General features: G+C 72.6%; 16 protein-coding genes. 6 read left to right on the top strand and 10 right to left on the bottom strand.

The features are described 5' to 3' along the window. Positions 1-287: 287 nt before the first annotated feature. Positions 288-1,253: a 1-aminocyclopropane-1-carboxylate deaminase/D-cysteine desulfhydrase gene (locus ACZ6R9_RS21120; protein ID WP_465539576.1), complete on the top strand. Its 966-nt coding sequence runs from the start codon at positions 288-290 to the stop codon at positions 1,251-1,253. Between the two features lie 53 nt (positions 1,254-1,306). Here ACZ6R9_RS21120 and ACZ6R9_RS21125 read toward each other — a convergent pair whose 3' ends face one another. Next, positions 1,307-2,878, bottom strand: a complete 1,572-nt coding sequence (locus ACZ6R9_RS21125; RefSeq protein ID WP_465539578.1) for an LCP family protein — start codon at positions 2,876-2,878, stop codon at positions 1,307-1,309. Between the two features lie 221 nt (positions 2,879-3,099). After that, entirely contained in the window at positions 3,100-3,564 is a 465-nt protein-coding gene (locus ACZ6R9_RS21130; RefSeq protein WP_380483193.1) for a MarR family winged helix-turn-helix transcriptional regulator, read from the bottom strand. Positions 3,565-3,658: 94 nt separating this feature from the next. Here ACZ6R9_RS21130 and ACZ6R9_RS21135 point away from each other — a divergent pair, with 94 nt between their 5' ends. Continuing rightward, entirely contained in the window at positions 3,659-4,678 is a 1,020-nt protein-coding gene (locus ACZ6R9_RS21135) for an NADP-dependent oxidoreductase (protein WP_380483191.1), read from the top strand. A 291-nt stretch (positions 4,679-4,969) separates the two neighbouring features. Next, positions 4,970-5,464, top strand: a complete 495-nt coding sequence (locus ACZ6R9_RS21140) for a DUF3145 domain-containing protein (protein WP_380483190.1) — start codon at positions 4,970-4,972, stop codon at positions 5,462-5,464. 81 nt (positions 5,465-5,545) lie between these two features. Here ACZ6R9_RS21140 and fabF read toward each other — a convergent pair whose 3' ends face one another. From fabF to ACZ6R9_RS21165, 5 genes are all read right to left on the bottom strand, one after another. Beyond that, positions 5,546-6,814, bottom strand: a complete 1,269-nt coding sequence (fabF, locus tag ACZ6R9_RS21145; RefSeq protein WP_380483188.1) for a beta-ketoacyl-ACP synthase II — start codon at positions 6,812-6,814, stop codon at positions 5,546-5,548. A gap of 112 nt (positions 6,815-6,926) precedes the next feature. Beyond that, positions 6,927-7,169 (bottom strand): acyl carrier protein, encoded by a 243-nt coding sequence (locus ACZ6R9_RS21150; RefSeq protein WP_073812203.1) that lies wholly within the window; start codon positions 7,167-7,169, stop codon positions 6,927-6,929. A 78-nt stretch (positions 7,170-7,247) separates the two neighbouring features. Further along, entirely contained in the window at positions 7,248-8,276 is a 1,029-nt protein-coding gene (locus tag ACZ6R9_RS21155) for a beta-ketoacyl-ACP synthase III (protein ID WP_380483186.1), read from the bottom strand. After that, the gene (locus ACZ6R9_RS21160; RefSeq protein WP_380483185.1) at positions 8,273-9,211 is read right to left on the bottom strand and encodes an ACP S-malonyltransferase; all 939 of its coding nucleotides are present in this window, start codon (positions 9,209-9,211) and stop codon (positions 8,273-8,275) included. The genes ACZ6R9_RS21155 and ACZ6R9_RS21160 overlap by 4 nt, the downstream gene beginning before the upstream one ends. Before the next feature lie 90 nt (positions 9,212-9,301). Beyond that, positions 9,302-10,498, bottom strand: a complete 1,197-nt coding sequence (locus ACZ6R9_RS21165; RefSeq protein WP_099907699.1) for a PucR family transcriptional regulator — start codon at positions 10,496-10,498, stop codon at positions 9,302-9,304. Positions 10,499-10,745: 247 nt separating this feature from the next. Here ACZ6R9_RS21165 and ACZ6R9_RS21170 point away from each other — a divergent pair, with 247 nt between their 5' ends. Then, positions 10,746-11,570: a pirin family protein gene (locus tag ACZ6R9_RS21170; RefSeq protein ID WP_465539582.1), complete on the top strand. Its 825-nt coding sequence runs from the start codon at positions 10,746-10,748 to the stop codon at positions 11,568-11,570. A gap of 101 nt (positions 11,571-11,671) precedes the next feature. Here the strand turns inward: ACZ6R9_RS21170 and ACZ6R9_RS21175 are convergent, their stop codons facing one another. After that, positions 11,672-12,505, bottom strand: a complete 834-nt coding sequence (locus ACZ6R9_RS21175; protein ID WP_380483180.1) for a serine hydrolase domain-containing protein — start codon at positions 12,503-12,505, stop codon at positions 11,672-11,674. 112 nt (positions 12,506-12,617) lie between these two features. Here ACZ6R9_RS21175 and ACZ6R9_RS21180 point away from each other — a divergent pair, with 112 nt between their 5' ends. After that, positions 12,618-13,130, top strand: coding sequence for a MerR family transcriptional regulator (locus tag ACZ6R9_RS21180; protein WP_380483178.1), 513 nt, complete (start codon positions 12,618-12,620; stop codon positions 13,128-13,130). Continuing rightward, complete coding sequence (locus ACZ6R9_RS21185) at positions 13,127-14,137, top strand: aldo/keto reductase (RefSeq protein ID WP_465539585.1); 1,011 nt, start codon at positions 13,127-13,129, stop codon at positions 14,135-14,137. Before ACZ6R9_RS21180 ends, ACZ6R9_RS21185 begins: the two co-directional genes overlap by 4 nt. A 7-nt stretch (positions 14,138-14,144) precedes the next feature. Here ACZ6R9_RS21185 and ACZ6R9_RS21190 read toward each other — a convergent pair whose 3' ends face one another. Together ACZ6R9_RS21190 and ACZ6R9_RS21195 are read right to left on the bottom strand one after the other, a co-directional pair. After that, complete coding sequence (locus ACZ6R9_RS21190; protein ID WP_380483175.1) at positions 14,145-15,335, bottom strand: alpha/beta hydrolase; 1,191 nt, start codon at positions 15,333-15,335, stop codon at positions 14,145-14,147. Positions 15,336-15,479: 144 nt separating this feature from the next. After that, positions 15,480-15,815 (bottom strand): MmcQ/YjbR family DNA-binding protein, encoded by a 336-nt coding sequence (locus ACZ6R9_RS21195; RefSeq protein WP_380483173.1) that lies wholly within the window; start codon positions 15,813-15,815, stop codon positions 15,480-15,482. Positions 15,816-15,827: the final 12 nt, after the last annotated feature.

Below are 15,827 nucleotides of genomic sequence, written 5' to 3' on the forward strand. Positions count from 1 at the left end.
CCCGGGGCCCGGGGCCAGCCCACGCCTGGGACCCCACCCCCCATGTCCGGGCTTCTGTCCGGGCTTCCGGGCCTCCTGGCCCCCGGCCTCCCTGCCCCCGGGCCCGCCCACGCCGGGGCCCGCCCCCCAGGCCCATGCCCGGCCTTCCGGGCCCCCGGCCTCCCGGCCTGGGCTTTCGGGCCCCCGGGCCCCGGGCCTGGGCTTCCGGCCCCGGTCCTCGTGCCCGGGCCCCGGGCCTGGGCTTCCGGCCCCGGCTCTCGCGCCCGGGCCCCGGCTAGGGTGAGTGGATGCTCATGCCCGCTGACCTGCCCACGCCGTTGACGGTGGTCGACGATCCGGAGCTCGCTGCCGCAGGGGTCGAGCTGTGGCTGAAGCGGGACGACCTGGCGCATCCGACGGTGCCTGGCAACAAGTGGCGCAAGCTCGCGCCGAACCTGGAGCGGGCGGTTGCGGACGGCTGCCGGGCATTGCTCACCTACGGCGGGGCGTACTCCACGCACGTGCGGGCGGTGGCCGCGGCGGCGCGGGCGCTCGGGTTGGCGAGCGTCGGGGTGATTCGCGGGGCCGAGCTGGCGGGGATGCCGCGGAACTGGTCGCTGGCCCGGGCCGAACGGGACGGGATGGTGCTGGAGTTCGTCGAGCGTTCCGTCTACCGGGAGATCGCCTCCGGGCGGCAGGAGCGGCGGGCAGGGCACTTCGTGGTGCCCGAGGGCGGGTCGAACGCGGCCGCGGTGCGCGGGGCCGCAGTGGTGGCCGCGGAACTGGCCGACCAACTGCCTGGCTTGGGCGCCCGGGACGTGGTCTGCTGCGCGGTCGGCACGGGTGGGACGCTGGCCGGGATCGCCGCCGGCCTGCCGCCGGGTGCGCAGGCGCTCGGCGTGGCGGTGCTGCGCGGCGAGGGTTACCTGGAGCGCGAGGTGGCGGCGTTGCAACTCGCCGCGTATGGGCGGGAGTTCGACAACTGGCGGCTGGATCACGGCTGGCACGGCGGCGGGTACGGCCGGGTGTCGCAGGAGTTGGAGCGATTCGCCGCCGGGTTCGAGAGCCGGCACGGGGTTCCGGTGGAGCGTCGGTACGTGGCGAAGGCACTCTCCGCGGTGTACGGCCTGGCCCGAGCGGGCGAGTTGGCGGACCGTCGGGTCACCCTGGTGGTGACCGGCCTTCCGGACCAGGACCCGGACCCGGACTCGGCCGTGCTCCAGACCCCGCCCCAGGCCGCGCCCGCGCCCGCGCCCCCGCCCCCGGAGGCGTAGCGCGGGAGCCGGGCACGGGGGCGGGCTTTCGGGCCCGGCGGCCGGCGGCCGGGTCAGCCGAAGCTGAGGTCGGCGCAGAGGTCGCTGTCGGCGGGCCGGGTGTTGTCCGTGATGCCGTTCGGGATGGCGGAGGGGATGGTGCCGGCGGAGGCCCCGGGGTCGGGGGTACCGGGGGTGTCGGTGCCGGCCCGGTCCTGGCCGAGGGTCAGGGTGATGCCCTCGCCGCCGGAGGTGGCGCGGAGCTCGGCGCCGGGGTAGAGCTGGGCGAGGCGTTCGGCGGCGGGGCGCTGGTCGGACGCGTACTCGATCAGCGTGGTGGCCCGGGCGGGGGTGTTCTCGGCGATGGTGATGTTGCGGTACCCGCTGCCGCGCAGCGCGGTCGCGGCGCGTCCGGCCAGCCCGGGTGACTTGGCGGCGTTGTGGACCACGATGGGCACGTCCAGGCTCGCGCTGTCGGGGCTGCTGGTGGCGGACGGACTGGCCGAGCCGGACGGACTGGCCGAGCCAGAGGGGTCGGCCGAGCCGGAGGGACTGGCCGAGGCGCCGGCCGAGGGGTCGGCGGACGGGCTCGCGGTGTCGCCGGTGAGGTGGCCGTCCAGGGTGCGGTCCTGGCGGAGCAGGTTCCACAGGATGTTCGCGTCCGGCTGCACGATGGCGACCCGGGCGCCCTGGAAGCGCCACGGCAGGGTGACGAACTGGATGTCGGGGAGCTTGATGTTCTGCAGCGACTGGGCGAACTCGGCGAGCTTGTACGGGGAGCCGAGGCCGGGGTCGACGGTGAGCGACTTGGTGGCGGCATCGGCCAGCGGCAGCAGGGTGGTCAGGTCGAAGCCCTCGCCCTGCACTTTCTTGATCAGCGAGGACATGAACGCCTGCTGACGACGCATCCGGCCGATGTCGGAGCTGTCGCCGAGGCCGTGCCGGGCGCGGACGTAGTCGACGGCCTGTTGTCCCGTGACGGTCTGCCGGCCCTTGGTGAGCTGGATGCCGTAGGAGTTCACGTCGTTGGGCACGCACACGTCCACGCCGCCGACGGCCTCGGTGATGGAGGCGAAGCCCTTGAAGTCGACGACCAGGGTGTGGTCCACCCGCAGGCCGGTCAGCTCCTCCACGGTGTTCTGCGTGCAGGCGGGGTTGCCGTTCTTGAACTCGCCGATGGTGAAAGCCGAGTTGAACATCTGGTTGGCCCGGGCGGTGGTCCATCGGCCGTCCGCGAGCCGGCACGGCGGGATGGTGACCAGGGTGTCCCGGGGGATCGACACGCCGACGGCGTGTTTGTGATCGGCGTAGACGTGCAGCAGGATCGCGGTGTCGGAGTGCCCGACTCCCACGTCGCCGCCGCCGAGGTCGCCATTGCCGTCGCTCCGGGTGTCGGAGCCGAGCAGCAGGACGTTGACGGGGTGTCCGCCAGTAGGGGCGGGAGGCCCGGCCGGCGGGCGGGTGGAGGCGATGCCCTCCGGGGCGAAGGTCGTGATGTTGTGGTCGAGCCGCTGGTAGTACCAGGCGCCGAGTCCCGCGGCGACGACCACCATGACGGCGGCGGTCGCCCCGAGACCCTGGGCTATTCGGCGGCCTCTGCGGCGTCGGGGCGGGGCCGCGGCAGGACTCTGGGTGGCGTCGGTCATCGATCCGGAATCTCTCTGCGCGCAACGGGAACTGGTGCCCGAGGGCAGGCACTTGCCGTCTCCGCGAGACTGCGGACGACGGGGTGTTCGTCACCACTTAGACGGCGCGGTGACGGGAATGGTTACACGCGAACCATCATTTCCGAGAGATTTTTCGAACCTCGAACCGGGGTACCCCCGAACCACCCGGCGGGCGGTCCGGAGGTTGGTCCGACGGAGGGTCAGCCGCGGGCCGAGGAGTCGAGCATCCGCCGCAGCAGGTCCCGCAGTTGGGCCCGTTCCGGGGCGTCCAGCGCGGCCAGCGGTTCGCGGGCGAAGTTCAGCGATTCGCGCAGTTCGGAGGAGGCGGTCAGACCCGAGTCGGTGGCGACGACCAGCTTCACCCGACGGTCCTGCGGGTCGGACTCGCGGGTGACGAAGCCGCGGCCCTCCAGCCGGTCGACGATGCCGGTGACGTTGGACGGCTCGCAGGAGAGGGTCTGTGCGATGTGCCGCATCGGCATCGGCCCGCGCCGCAGCAGTGCCAGCACCTTGGCCTGGGCGCCGGTCAGCGAGCGGGCGGCGGCGGCCTCCTCGTACTCGCGGTGGAAGAGTCCGACCAGGCGCGCCATGAGGTCGACGACCTCCACGGTGATCGGGTCGGCGGTCGGGACCGTTGCCTGCTCCATGACCTGCTCCTTCTCCATGCCGTCGAGTCTAGCTGAACAGTTGACAACATGAACCTTTCATCCACAGGATTGCTTGAGTCACTGAATGTTTCAGGTTGATGAGGAGCGTGTGATGGCAGAGCAGGATCTTCCCGCCACCGGTCGTGAATGGCACCTGGCCGCCCGCCCGCAGGGTTGGCCGGTCCCCGGCGACTTCGCCCTGGTCGAGGCCCCCGTCCGGCAGCCCGGGCCGGGCGAGATCACCGTGCGCAACGCCTACCTGTCCGTGGACCCGTACATGCGCGGGCGGATGAACGACGTGAAGTCCTACGTCCCGCCGTACGCGCTGGGTGCGCCGATGGACGGCGGGGCGGTCGGCCACGTGGTCGCCAGCAACGCGGAGGGCTTCCGGGTCGGTGACGCCGTGCTGCACGGGCTCGGCTGGCGCGAGTACGCCACCGTGGACGCGGCCCGCACCGTCAAGGTCGATCCCGAACTCGCCCCGCTCTCCGCCTATCTGGGCGTGCTCGGGATGCCCGGCCTCACCGCGTACGCCGGGCTGCTGGAGGTCGCCTCGTTCCGGGCCGGCGACATCGTGTTCGTCTCCGGCGCGGCCGGCGCCGTCGGTTCGCTGGTCGGCCAGATCGCCCGGCTCAAGGGCGCGAAGCGGGTCATCGGCTCGGCCGGCTCCGCCGAGAAGGTCGCCACCCTGATCGACGACTACGGTTTCGACGCCGCCTTCAACTACAAGGACGGCCCGGTCGCCGAGCTGCTCGCCCAGGCCGCCCCCGACGGCATCGACGTCTACTTCGACAACGTCGGCGGCGAGCACCTGGAGGCGGCGATCGGCGCCCTGCGGGTGCACGGCCGGGCCACCCTCTGCGGGGCCATCGCCCAGTACAACGAGACCTCCGCCCCGGCCGGGCCGCGCAACCTGGCGCTGGCCATCGGTAAGCGGCTGCGCCTGCAGGGCATGCTGGTCGGCGACCACAGCGCGCTGCGCGGCCAGTTCCTGGAGGAGGTCGGCGGCTGGCTGCGGGACGGTTCGCTGCGCTACGACGAGACCGTGGTCGAGGGTGTGGAGAACGCCGTGGAGGCCTTCCTCGGCATGCTGCACGGCGCCAACATCGGAAAGATGGTCGTACAGGTCTGAGGGTGTGAAGAGTTGACGGTATGACAGCTGCCGTCCCGTCAACCCGCCCCCACCGGGCGCGCGATCCGGTGGGGGCGCGCGTTTAGGTCCGTTCGGGGGAGGTGGGCGCTGTGGGGGTAGACCTCTCGGGGGAACCGACTAGCATGGAGTGAAAGCTTGTCCGTTTTGCTCGATTTGATGACCTAATGTCGAATAAGTTGAGCGTCACGGGGTAGCCACTGGTCAGTACCGACCGGCGACGGCGCGAGGCAGCTGGGGAAGGCGACCCTCGTCCACAGCCAGGAGGTCCCGGTGACGACACGTGGTGTGCTCTACATCCACTCCGCGCCACGCGCGCTGTGCCCGCACGTCGAGTGGGCGGTGGCGGGCGCCCTCGGCGTGCGGGTCAACCTCGACTGGATCCGGCAGCCCGCCGCGCCCGGCCACTGGCGGTCCGAACTCTCCTGGCACGGAGAGCCCGGCACCGCCTCCAGGCTCGCCTCCGCGCTGCGCGGGTGGCAGCTGATGCGCTACGAGGTGACCAGCGAGCCCTGCGCCACGGCCGAGGGCGAGCGGTACTCCTCCACGCCCAGCCTCGGCATCTTCCACGCCGTCACCGGCATCCACGGCGACATCCTGATTCCCGAGGACCGGCTGCGGGCCGTGCTGCTGCGTTCCCGAAGTGAGGGCAGTGACCTGGAGACGGAGATCGGGCGGCTGCTCGGCAAGCCGTGGGACGACGAGTTGGAGCCGTTCCGGTATGCGGGGGAGGGCGCGCCGGTGCGCTGGCTCCACCAGGTGGTGTGACTCGCAGCGGCACGGAGACGGCTCCGGCCCGGCACTCGATCGGAGTGCCGGGCCGGTCGCGCAGGTGTTCGCGCGGGTGCCTCAGACGGTGCGGAAGGCCAGGACCACGTTGTGGCCGCCGAAGCCGAAGGAGTTGTTGAGCGCGGCGATGCGGCCCTCGACCGGGAGCTTGCGGGGCTCGTCGCGGACGATGTCGGCGTCGATGTCGTCGTCCAGGTCGACCACGTTGATGGTCGGCGGGGCGATCCGGTGGTGCAGGGCGAGGACGGTGGCGACCGTCTCGATGCCGCCGGCGCCGCCGAGCAGGTGGCCGGTCATCGACTTGGTGGCGGAGATCGCCACGTGGTCGAGGTGCTCGCCGAGTTCGCGGCTCAGCGCCTTGACCTCCGCGGTGTCACCCTGCGGGGTGGAGGTGGCGTGCGCGTTGACGTGCACGACCTCGGCCTTGTCCAGCTCGTTGCGGTCGAACAGGTCGGCGATGGCGCGGGACACGCCGGCGCCGGTCGGCTCCGGCTGGGCGATGTGGTGGGCGTCCGAGGACAGACCCTGGCCGACCGCCTCGCAGTACACGCGGGCGCCGCGGGCGGCGGCGTGCTCGGCGGACTCCAGCACCACGACGCCGGCGCCCTCGCCGAGGACGAAGCCGTCACGGGCCTTGTCGTACGGGCGGGAGGCGTGCTCGGGGTCGTCGTTGTTCTTGGACATCGCCATCATGTTGGAGAAGGCGACGATCGGCAGCGGGTGGACCGCCGCCTCGGTGCCGCCGGCCACCACGACGTCGGCGCGGCCGCTGCGGATCATCTCGATCGCGTAGCCGATCGCCTCGGCGCCGGAGGCGCAGGCGGAGACGGGGGTGTGCACGCCGGCCCGGGCGCCGACCTCCAGACCGACGTTGGCGGCCGGGGAGTTGGGCATCAGCATCGGGACGGTGTGCGGGGAGACCTTGCGGACGCCCTGCTGCTTGAGCACGTCGTACTGGTCGAGCAGGGTGGTGACGCCGCCGATGCCGGAGGCGATGACCGCGCCCAGGCGCTCGGGGGCCAGTTCGCTGGACTCGGCGGTGGCCGGGCCCTCGTAGCCGGCGTCCTTCCACGCTTCGCGGGCGGCGATCAGCGCGAACTGGGCCGAGCGGTCCAGCTTGCGGGCCACCGGGCGGGGCAGGATCTCGGACGGCTCGACAGCGACCCGGGCGGCGATCCGGACCGGCAGGTCGGCGGCCCACTCCTCGGTGAGCGCGCGGACCCCGGACCGGCCGGCCAGCAGGCCCTCCCAGAATGTGGCGGCGTCGCCGCCCAGCGGCGTGAAGGCGCCGATACCCGTGACGACCACGGTGCGGTTTTCAGCAGTCACTGGTTTCTTCTTCTCTCACGTTGAGCGTTGAGCCGAGGGCCGGACGAGCCGGAGGGAAAGGGGGACGGCCGGGGCGCGACGGGCGCGCCCCGACCGGCAGCCTGACGGCTGGTCAGACGTTGGCGACGATGAAGTTCACCGCGTCGCCGACGGTCTTCAGGTTCTTGACCTCGTCGTCCGGGATCTTCGCGCCGAAGCGCTCCTCGGCGGCGACGACGACCTCGACCATGGACAGCGAGTCGACGTCCAGGTCGTCGGTGAAGGACTTGTCGAGCTCGACGTCCTCGACCGGAATGCCGGCGATCTCGTTCACGATCTCGGCGAGACCTTCGAGAACCTCGGTCTGGGTAGCCATATCGGCTGCTCCTCTTCGGTGGTGACGGCGGACGGTCCGGCGGACCGCCGCGGGTTTCATGTGGTGCGGAGAAAACGCCTAGGGGAGAGTAACGACTGCTGCGGCGTAGACCAGTCCGGCCCCGAAGCCGATGATCAGCGCGAGGTCGCCGCTCTTGGCCTCGCCGCGCTCCAGCATCCGCTCCATGGCGAGCGGAATGGAGGCGGCGGAGGTGTTGCCGGTCTCGACGATGTCGCGGGCCACCGGGATCTCGGCGGGCAGCTTCAGCGTCTTGATCATGGCGTCGATGATGCGCATGTTGGCCTGGTGCGGGATGAACGCGCCGAGCTGGTCGGCGGTGATCCCGGCGGCGTCCAGCGCCTGCTGGGCGACCTTCGCCATGTCGTACACCGCCCAGCGGAAGACCGTCTGGCCCTCCATCCGCAGAGCAGGCCACTTGGTCTCCTCGCCCGCGCCGTTGACGGCGTCCGGCTTGGCGAAGGCGGTGTCCCAGGCCTTGGTCTGCGAGATCACCTCGGACTGCGAGCCGTCCGAGCCCCAGATCACCTTGCCGATCCCGGGGGTGTCGGACGGGCCGACGATCGCGGCGCCCGCGCCGTCGCCGAAGATGAACGCGGTCGAGCGGTCCGACTTGTCGGTCAGGTCGGACAGCCGCTCCACGCCGATCACCAGCACGTACTCGGCGCTGCCGCCGCGCACCATGCCGTCGGCCAGGCTCAGGCCGTAGCCGAAGCCCGCGCAGGCGGCGGAGATGTCGAACGCCGGGGCGGTGCCGCAGCCGAGCCGCTGGGCGATCTCGGTGGCGATCGCCGGGGTCTGCTTCAGGTGCGAGACGGTGGCGACGATGACGCCGCCGATCTGCTCCGGAGCGATCCCGGACATCGCGATGGCCCGGGTGGCCGCCTGCACCGACATCTCGGCGACGGTCTCCTCCGGACCGGCCCAGCGGCGCTCCGCGATGCCGGAACGCGAGCGGATCCACTCGTCCGAGGAGTCGATCCAGTTCAGCACCTCGGAGTTCGGGATCACCCGGGTCGGGCGGTAGCCGCCGACCCCGAGGATGCGCGAGAACTGGGCGCCGGTGGCCGGCGTGATGGTGACACTCATGCGGACTTCTCCTGCTTGCCGTGCTCGGCCACGAGCTCCCGGGCCCGGTCGAGATCGGCGGGGGACTTCAGGGCCAGCGTGGCGACGCCCTTGACGTTCCGCTTGACCAGGTTGGTGAGGGTTCCGGCGGGGGACAGCTCGATCACGGCGGTCGCGCCCAGCTGCTGCAGGGTCTCCATGCACAGGTCCCAGCGGACCGGGTTGGACACCTGCGAGACCAGACGGGACAGCACCTCGGCGCCGTCGCCGACCACCTCGCCGTCCTTGTTGGACACGTACGCCACCGTCGGGTCGGCCGTGGTCAGCGTCGGCGCCAGCTTCTCCAGCCGGGCCACACCCGGGGCCATGTGCTCGGTGTGGAACGCGCCCGCGACCTTCAGCGGGATCAGCCGCGCGCCGGCCGGCGGGTCCGCCTTCAGCGCGGCCAGCTGCTCCAGCGTGCCGGCCGCGACGATCTGGCCGCCGCCGTTGTTGTTCGCCGGGGTGACCCCGTACGCGGCGAGCTTCTCGGCCACCGCCTCCGGGTCGCCGCCGAGCACCGCCGTCATGCCGGTCGCGGTGGCCGCGGCGGCCTCCGCCATGCCGAGGCTGCGCTCGCGGACGAAGGCCAGCGCGTCCTCTTCGGACAGCACCCCCGCCAGCGCGGCGGCGGTGATCTCACCCACGCTGTGGCCGGCCAGCGCGCCGACCGAGGCGGAAACGCCCTGCGGCAGCAGCGCCTGAGCGGTCACCAGGCCGGCGGCCACCAGCAGCGGCTGGGCGACGGCGGTGTCCTTGATCTCCTCCTCGGAGGCCTCGGTTCCGGCGTGCACCAGGTCGAGGCCGGCCACCGCCGACCACTGGCGCAGCCGGTCGGCGACGCCGTCCAGTTCGAGCCAGGGGTTGAGGAAGCCGGGAGTCTGGGCACCCTGTCCAGGGGCGACGATAACGAGCACGGTTCAACCCTCTCTCGCCGGACGCCGTGGGGCGGGTAGGCGACGATGACGAAGAAAAGCACGTCGGATTGTGGATTCCCTACAGTGCGATCAGCCCTGGTCAGGCCCGGAGCCGAGACGCCCCAGGGCAAGGGCGATGCGCAGGGTGAACGCCGAACGCACGTCCGATGGAGCATAGCCGGTGACATCAGTCACACGACGCAGCCGGTAGCGCACGGTGTTCGGGTGGACGAAGAGCATCCGGGCGGCACCCTCCAGCGAGGACGCCTGTTCCAGATAGACACTCAGCGTCTCCAGGAGTGCCGAACCGGCCTCCTCCAATGGTGTGTAGATCTCCTCCACCAGCTGACGGCGTGCCACCTCGTCGCCCGCCAGCGCGCGTTCGGGCAGCAGGTCGTCGGCCAGCACCGGGCGGGGCGCGTCCGGCCACGCCGCGCAGGCCTTCAGGCCCTGCGCGGCGGCGTGCGCCGAGCGGGTGGCCGACAGCAGGTCACCGACGGTCGGGCCGACCACCACCGGGCCCGGCGCGAACTGGCCGATCAGCGCCCGCGCCGCGTGCACCGGCTCCTTGTCGCCGCCGACCACCACCACCAGGCGGCGGCCCAACACCCCCGTCAGCACGTGCAGTTTGGCGTACCGGGCAGCCCGCCGGATGGCCTCCACGACCAGCTCGCTGTCGCCGTCCGGGGCGCTGCCCATCACCACCCGCACCTGGCTCGGCTGGCCCCAGCCCAGCGCCGCCGCCCGGGACAGCACGCCCTCGTCGGCGTCCCCGGACAGCAGTGAGTTGACCACCAGCGCCTCCAGCCGGGCGTCCCACGCGCCGCGCGCCTCCGCGGCCTGCGCGTACACCTGGGCGGTGGCGAAGGCGATCTCCCGGGCGTAGACCAGCACCGACTCGCGCATGCCCGCCTCGTCGCCGGGCGCGGCCACCTCCTCGATGGCCTCCTCCATCACCTCGATCGTGGTGCGGATCAGCTCCACCGTCTGGCGCAGCGTGATCGCCCGGGTCAACTCCCGCGGGGCGGTGCCGAACACGTCGGTGGAGATCGCCTGCGGCGCCTCCGGGTGCCGGTACCACTCGGTGAACGCCGCGATACCCGCCTGCGCGACCAGACCGATCCACGACCGGTGCTCCGGCGGCATCCGCCGGTACCAGGCCAGCTGGTCGTCCATCCGGGCAATCGCCGCGGACGCCAGCTTGCCCGCCGACTTCTCCAGCCGTTTCAGCGTCGCCGCACGCAACTCGGCGCGCTCCGACGCGAGTCGGCGTTCCTCGGCGGTCATCCGGCCACGGCCGGGGACCGCCGCGGCGCCGGTCGGCCGCGCCGGACGTTTCGCGGGCTTCTTCTCCGGGCCCCGGTCGGCGGGCCGCTCCGGGGCAGGGGGCTCGCCGGACGTCCGGCCGGATGCTTTGTCGGGTTTCGCTGAAGCGGATGGCACGGCACTAGCCTGCCTCACGCGGGCGGGTGCTCGTGCACACCCCGCGCCGGAGAGTCCGGTGGCTCCCGTCACACCGGCTACCGTGGTGCCCGTGAGCGTGGATTCCTCGCCCCAGGACGGGCACCCCCTCGAAACCGCCGAACCCGCGTCCGGGGCCGGACGGAAGGAACGCGGCCGCGCCGATCTGCGCCGCGCCGGCGAGCGTTACCTGTCGGAACCCGCCGAAGGCATCACCACCCGGCACGCGTTCTCCTTCGCCGGGCACTACGACCCGAAGAACACCTCCTTCGGCGCGTTGCTCGCCTGCAACGAGGAAACCCTCGCCCCCGGCGCCGGGTACGAGGCCCACCGGCACACCGACACCGAGATCGTCACCTGGGTGATCGACGGCGCGCTCGCCCACCGCGACGACGCGGGCCATGCGAGCGTGGTCCGGCCCGGCATGCTCCAGGTGCAATCCGCCGGGGCGGGCATCAGCCACACCGAACGCAACCTCGGCGGCGCGGCCGGGTCTGTGACGTTCCTTCAGATGTGGCTCCAGCCCGACGAGTTCGGCGGCCCGCCGGGATTCGGGCTCCGGTCGGTTCCGGACCCGGACGGGCTGACCCTGCTCGCTTCGGGCCGGCCCTCGGGCGAGGCGCTGCGCCTGCGGCGGGCGGACGCGGCGCTCTGGCTGGTCCGGGCCGGCGCGTGGGCGGCGTTGCCCGAACTTCCCGCGGCGCCCTTCCGGTACGTGCACGTCGTGGCCGGTTCGGTCGGCTACCGCACCGTCCCCGGCCCGCAGGGCGGTGGTCGCTCCGCGAACGCCGGAGACGCGATCCGGATCACGGGGGACGCGTTCGCGGACCCGACGGCGGGGGAGAACGGCGTGGAGCTGCTGCTCTGGGAGATGCACAGCCCGCTGCGATTCGGGTGAACACGTAGCGGCGCGAGGCGGAAGGACCCGACCGCAAGGCCGCGACGCAGGGCGATGACGTGCCCGTGGGCGCGACCTCGGTGGGTGGGTGCGCAGGACCGCTACGGTGCGGTCTCGGCGAGAACCGCGTCGCTGAGCCGGGGCCACACCTCCGCTGCCCACGGGCCGAAGTCGCGGTCGGTGAGGGCGAGGCAGGCGAGACCGGCCCCGGGGTCGACCCAGAGGAAGGTGCCGGACTGGCCGAAGTGGCCGAAGGTTTCGGGGGAGTTGGTGGTGCCGGTCCAGTGCGGGTCCTTGTGGTCGCGGATCTCGAAGCCGAGGCCCCAGTCGTTGGGGCGGCGGTGGCCGAAGCCGGGCAGGACGCCGTTGGTACCGGGGAAGGCGACCTCGCGGGTCGCGGTGCGCAGGGTGGCGGGGTCGAGCAGCTTGGGGGACTGGAGCTCGGCCGCGAAGCGGGCGAGGTCGGCGGCGGTGGAGAGGCCGCCCGCGCCGGCGGGCGCGCGGTGGGCGGTGTTGATCAGGCTGGTGTGCATGCCGAGCGGCTGGAAGACGGCCTCGGCCACGTACTGGGCGAACGGGATGCCGGAGGCCTGTTCCAGAGTGGCGGCGAGCACGTCGAAGCCGGCGTTGGAGTAGAGGCGGCGGTTTCCGGGGGCGGCCATCACGCGGTGCTCGTCGAAGGCCAGACCGGAGGTGTGGGCCAGCAGGTGGCGGACGGTGGAGCCGTCGGGGCCGGCCGGGTCGTCGAGTTCGAAGACGCCTTCCTCGACGGCGATCAGCGCGGCGTACGCGCTGATCAGCTTGGTGACGGAGGCGAGCGGGAACAGGTGGTCCTGCGGGCCGTGCGCGCCGAGCAGGGCGCCGTCGCTTCCGCGTACCACCGCCGCAGCGGCATTCGGTACCGGCCAGTCCTCGATCATCCGCAAGCTCTGCATGGGCCGAACTCTAAACGACCGTCCGGGAGGTCCGGTGTGCCAGGCTTGCTTGGAGTGCGCTCCAACTGAGTAGCGTCGGAGCCGTCGTCGTCGAGACCGGGAGTCAGTCCGGATGGCAGAGTCCGCCCAGCGGGATGCTCAACTGTCGGGGTGCGAGCGGGCGTTTTGTGCGCCGAACGCGGTGCCCGACCGGACGCCGCGGCACCCGATCAGCGAGGTGTCCGCGATCAGCGGCCTGTCGGCGCACACGCTGCGCTGGTACGAGCGGATCGGCCTGCTGGACGCGGTTGACCGTTCGCACGCGGGCCGGCGCCGGTACAGCGACGCGGACCTGGCGCGGCTGGCGTTCCTGACGAAGCTCCGGCTGACCGGGATGCCGGTGGCCGACATGGTCCGGTACGTCGAGCTGGTGCGGGAAGGGGACGCCACCCGGGCGGAGCGCCGACAGCTGCTGGTGGACCACCGGGCGGAGGTCCGGCAGCGGCTCGCGGACCTGCACGCCACGCTCGCCGTGATCGACCGGAAGATCGATCTGTACGGCGAGCCGGCCGCACCCGTCCCCGGCGACGACAGGACGGCAGAGATGACGGTGTGTCATCCGATCGAGGACAGGAAGAGCGCATGAGCAGCATCGAGACCACCCGGCTCGGCAGCAACGGCCCCGTCGTGGGTGTGCAGGGCCTGGGCTGCATGGGGATGAGCGAGTTCTACGGGCCGACCGACACCGAGGAGGCGCTGGCCACTCTCGGCCGGGCGCTGGAGCTCGGGGTGACCCTGTTCGACACCGCCGACGTCTACGGCTCGGGCGCCAACGAGGAACTGATCGGCCCGTTCGTCCGGGCGCACCGCGACCAGGTGGTGGTGGCCACCAAGTTCGGGATCGAGCGGCGCGCCGACGACCCGACCTTCCGGGGCGTCAACAACGAGCCGGCGTACATCCGGCAGGCGGTGGACGCCTCGCTGCGCCGGCTCGGGGTGGACGAGATCGACCTGTACTACATGCACCGCCGCAACCCCGAGGTGCCGCTGGCCGAGTCGGTCGGGGCGATGGCGGAGCTGGTCGCGGCCGGCAAGGTCCGGCACCTGGGCCTGTCCGAGGTGACCGGTCCGGAGCTGCGGGAGGCGTACGCGGTGCACCCAATCGCGGCGCTGCAGTCCGAGTGGTCGCTGTTCGCCCGGGGCCCGGAGCGCACCGCGGTGCCCGCGGCGGCCGAGCTGGGCGTGGCACTGGTGCCGTACTCGCCGCTCGGCCGGGGCTTCCTGACCGGGGCGTTCGCCAACGCCGAGCAGCTGGGCGCGGACGACTTCCGCCGCTACCAGCCGCAGTTCACCGGCGCGAACGCGGCGCTCAACGCGGAGCTGGTCGAGCCGATCCGGAAGATCGCCGCGGAGCGCGGGGTGACGGCCGCCCAGGTCGCGCTGGCCTGGGTGCAGCAGCGGGCCGAGGTGCACGGGCTGACGGTGGTGCCGATCCCGGGCACCCGCAAGCGCAGCCGGCTGGAGGAGAACGCCGCGGCGACCGTGCTGAAGCTGACGGAGGCCGAGCTGGCCGAGCTGGAGCCGATCGGCGGCCGGGTGCAGGGCTCCCGCTACGCGGACATGAGTATCACCTCGGACGCCCGCGAGGTGTGACGGACGGTCAGTTGCCGAAGTTCGTGGGGCGGCTGATGTCCTCGTAGTGGCCGAGGGCGATCGCGGCGAAGTTGTGCCGGCTGGCGGTGCCCTCGGCCAGGTAGCCGTTGTGGCCGCTGGCGCCGGCCGAGGAGATGGTCATCGCGCCGAACGCCTGGGTGGTCGGGTCGGCGCCGTGCCCGAGGCCGCCGACCTCCAGGTAGGGGACGTTGCCGATCCAGTCGTTGGGGTTGCGGGCCGCCCACACCTGGACGCCGGTGCCGAGTTCGGCGGCCGAATCGACGCCCATCCCGGGGCTGCCGAACGCCACCAGGTCGGTGGGCCGGGTGCCGTGCACGGTTGGCGCGGCGGTGCCGCACACCACCGAGCCGTACGAGTGGCACAGCAGCGTGGGCGGCGCCTGCGGGTGGCTGGTCTGCTTCAGGCCGGCGAGCAGCCGCTCCAGGCGCGGCGCGGCGGCCTCGGCGAGCCGGGAGGTGGCCGCGTCCGGGCCGAGGCCCTGCGGGGTGACGTAGCCGGTCCAGGCGATCACCGCGGTGCGGGTGTTCGGGGACTGGGCGTGTTCCTCGGCGAACAGGGCGCGGGCCATGCCGGCCGGGGAGCGCAGCGGCTCGACGGCCTGGTCGAAGTGGCCGAGGTCGGCGTCCGAGCCGGGCACCAGGACGGCGACCCGCTGGGCGGCGGACAGGTCGCCGAACACCTCGGTGACCAGGCCGCGGCCGCGCGGGTCGAAGGCGAGGATCTGCCGGCCGCCGGCCAGCAGCGCCTCGGAGTCGTTGGCGCGCGAGACGGCCAGCGCGCGGGCGGTCGGGTCCAGGGCGCGGTCCTCGGCGCGCTGGCGGGCCCGGTCGCGTTCGGCGGCGATCGCCTCCCGGTTGGCCCGGTACCGGACGGCCAGCGGCGCACCGTCCAAGTTGCCGACCACCAGCGGGTATTCGAGGATCAGCCGGTCAAGTTCGGACTTCGTCAGCGAGGCGAAGAAGGCGGCGACGGCGGCCGGGTCGGCGGTGGCCGGGTCCGGCAGGGCGCGGCCGAAGGAGTTGTCGGCGACCCAGGCGGCGCTGCCGGCCGGCGGTGTGGTGATGGCCAGCTGCTCGCTGGACGCGGTGGCCTGGGCGACCGCCGCCCCGGCGTCCACCAGGGCCGCGCAGCCCGCGAACACGCCGATCAGGATCCGCTTGACCCGCCTGCGGTGCATGGCGTCCACTCCCTCGGGCCGGTACATCGCAGCGGGCCGGGCCCGATGGTGCTACGACTGCCAACTACTAGTCAGCCAGACTAGAGGGCGGCAGACGCGCCGGGCAGGGCGCAAACAGTGTTCCGCGTCACATTCGTCCGGACGCTACGCCTCGTACCCGTCCCGGACCCGCTTCGGAGCGATCGAACGCCAGGCCTCGGTGAGCAGTTCGCGCAGCTCTTCCGGCTCCACCAGGGCCAGTTGGACCCGCACCCAGCCGAACCGGCCGGTGTACGGGGCCATCGAATACACCTCGGGCGCGGCGGCGATCAGTTCGGCCTGCTCGGACACCGTGGCCTTCACCGAGACCTGCCCGGACTCCGGGTGCCCCATCGCGAAGATCTTCCGGCCGACCCGGAACGTCTCCTGCTCCCAGGTGGTCTCCTGGTGCGCCTGCGGCAGTCGCAGGGCCAGCGCGGTCAGCTCGTCGAAGGTCGCCATGGCCGCCAGGGT

The sequence above is a fragment of the Kitasatospora sp. NPDC048662 genome (assembly GCF_055587065.1).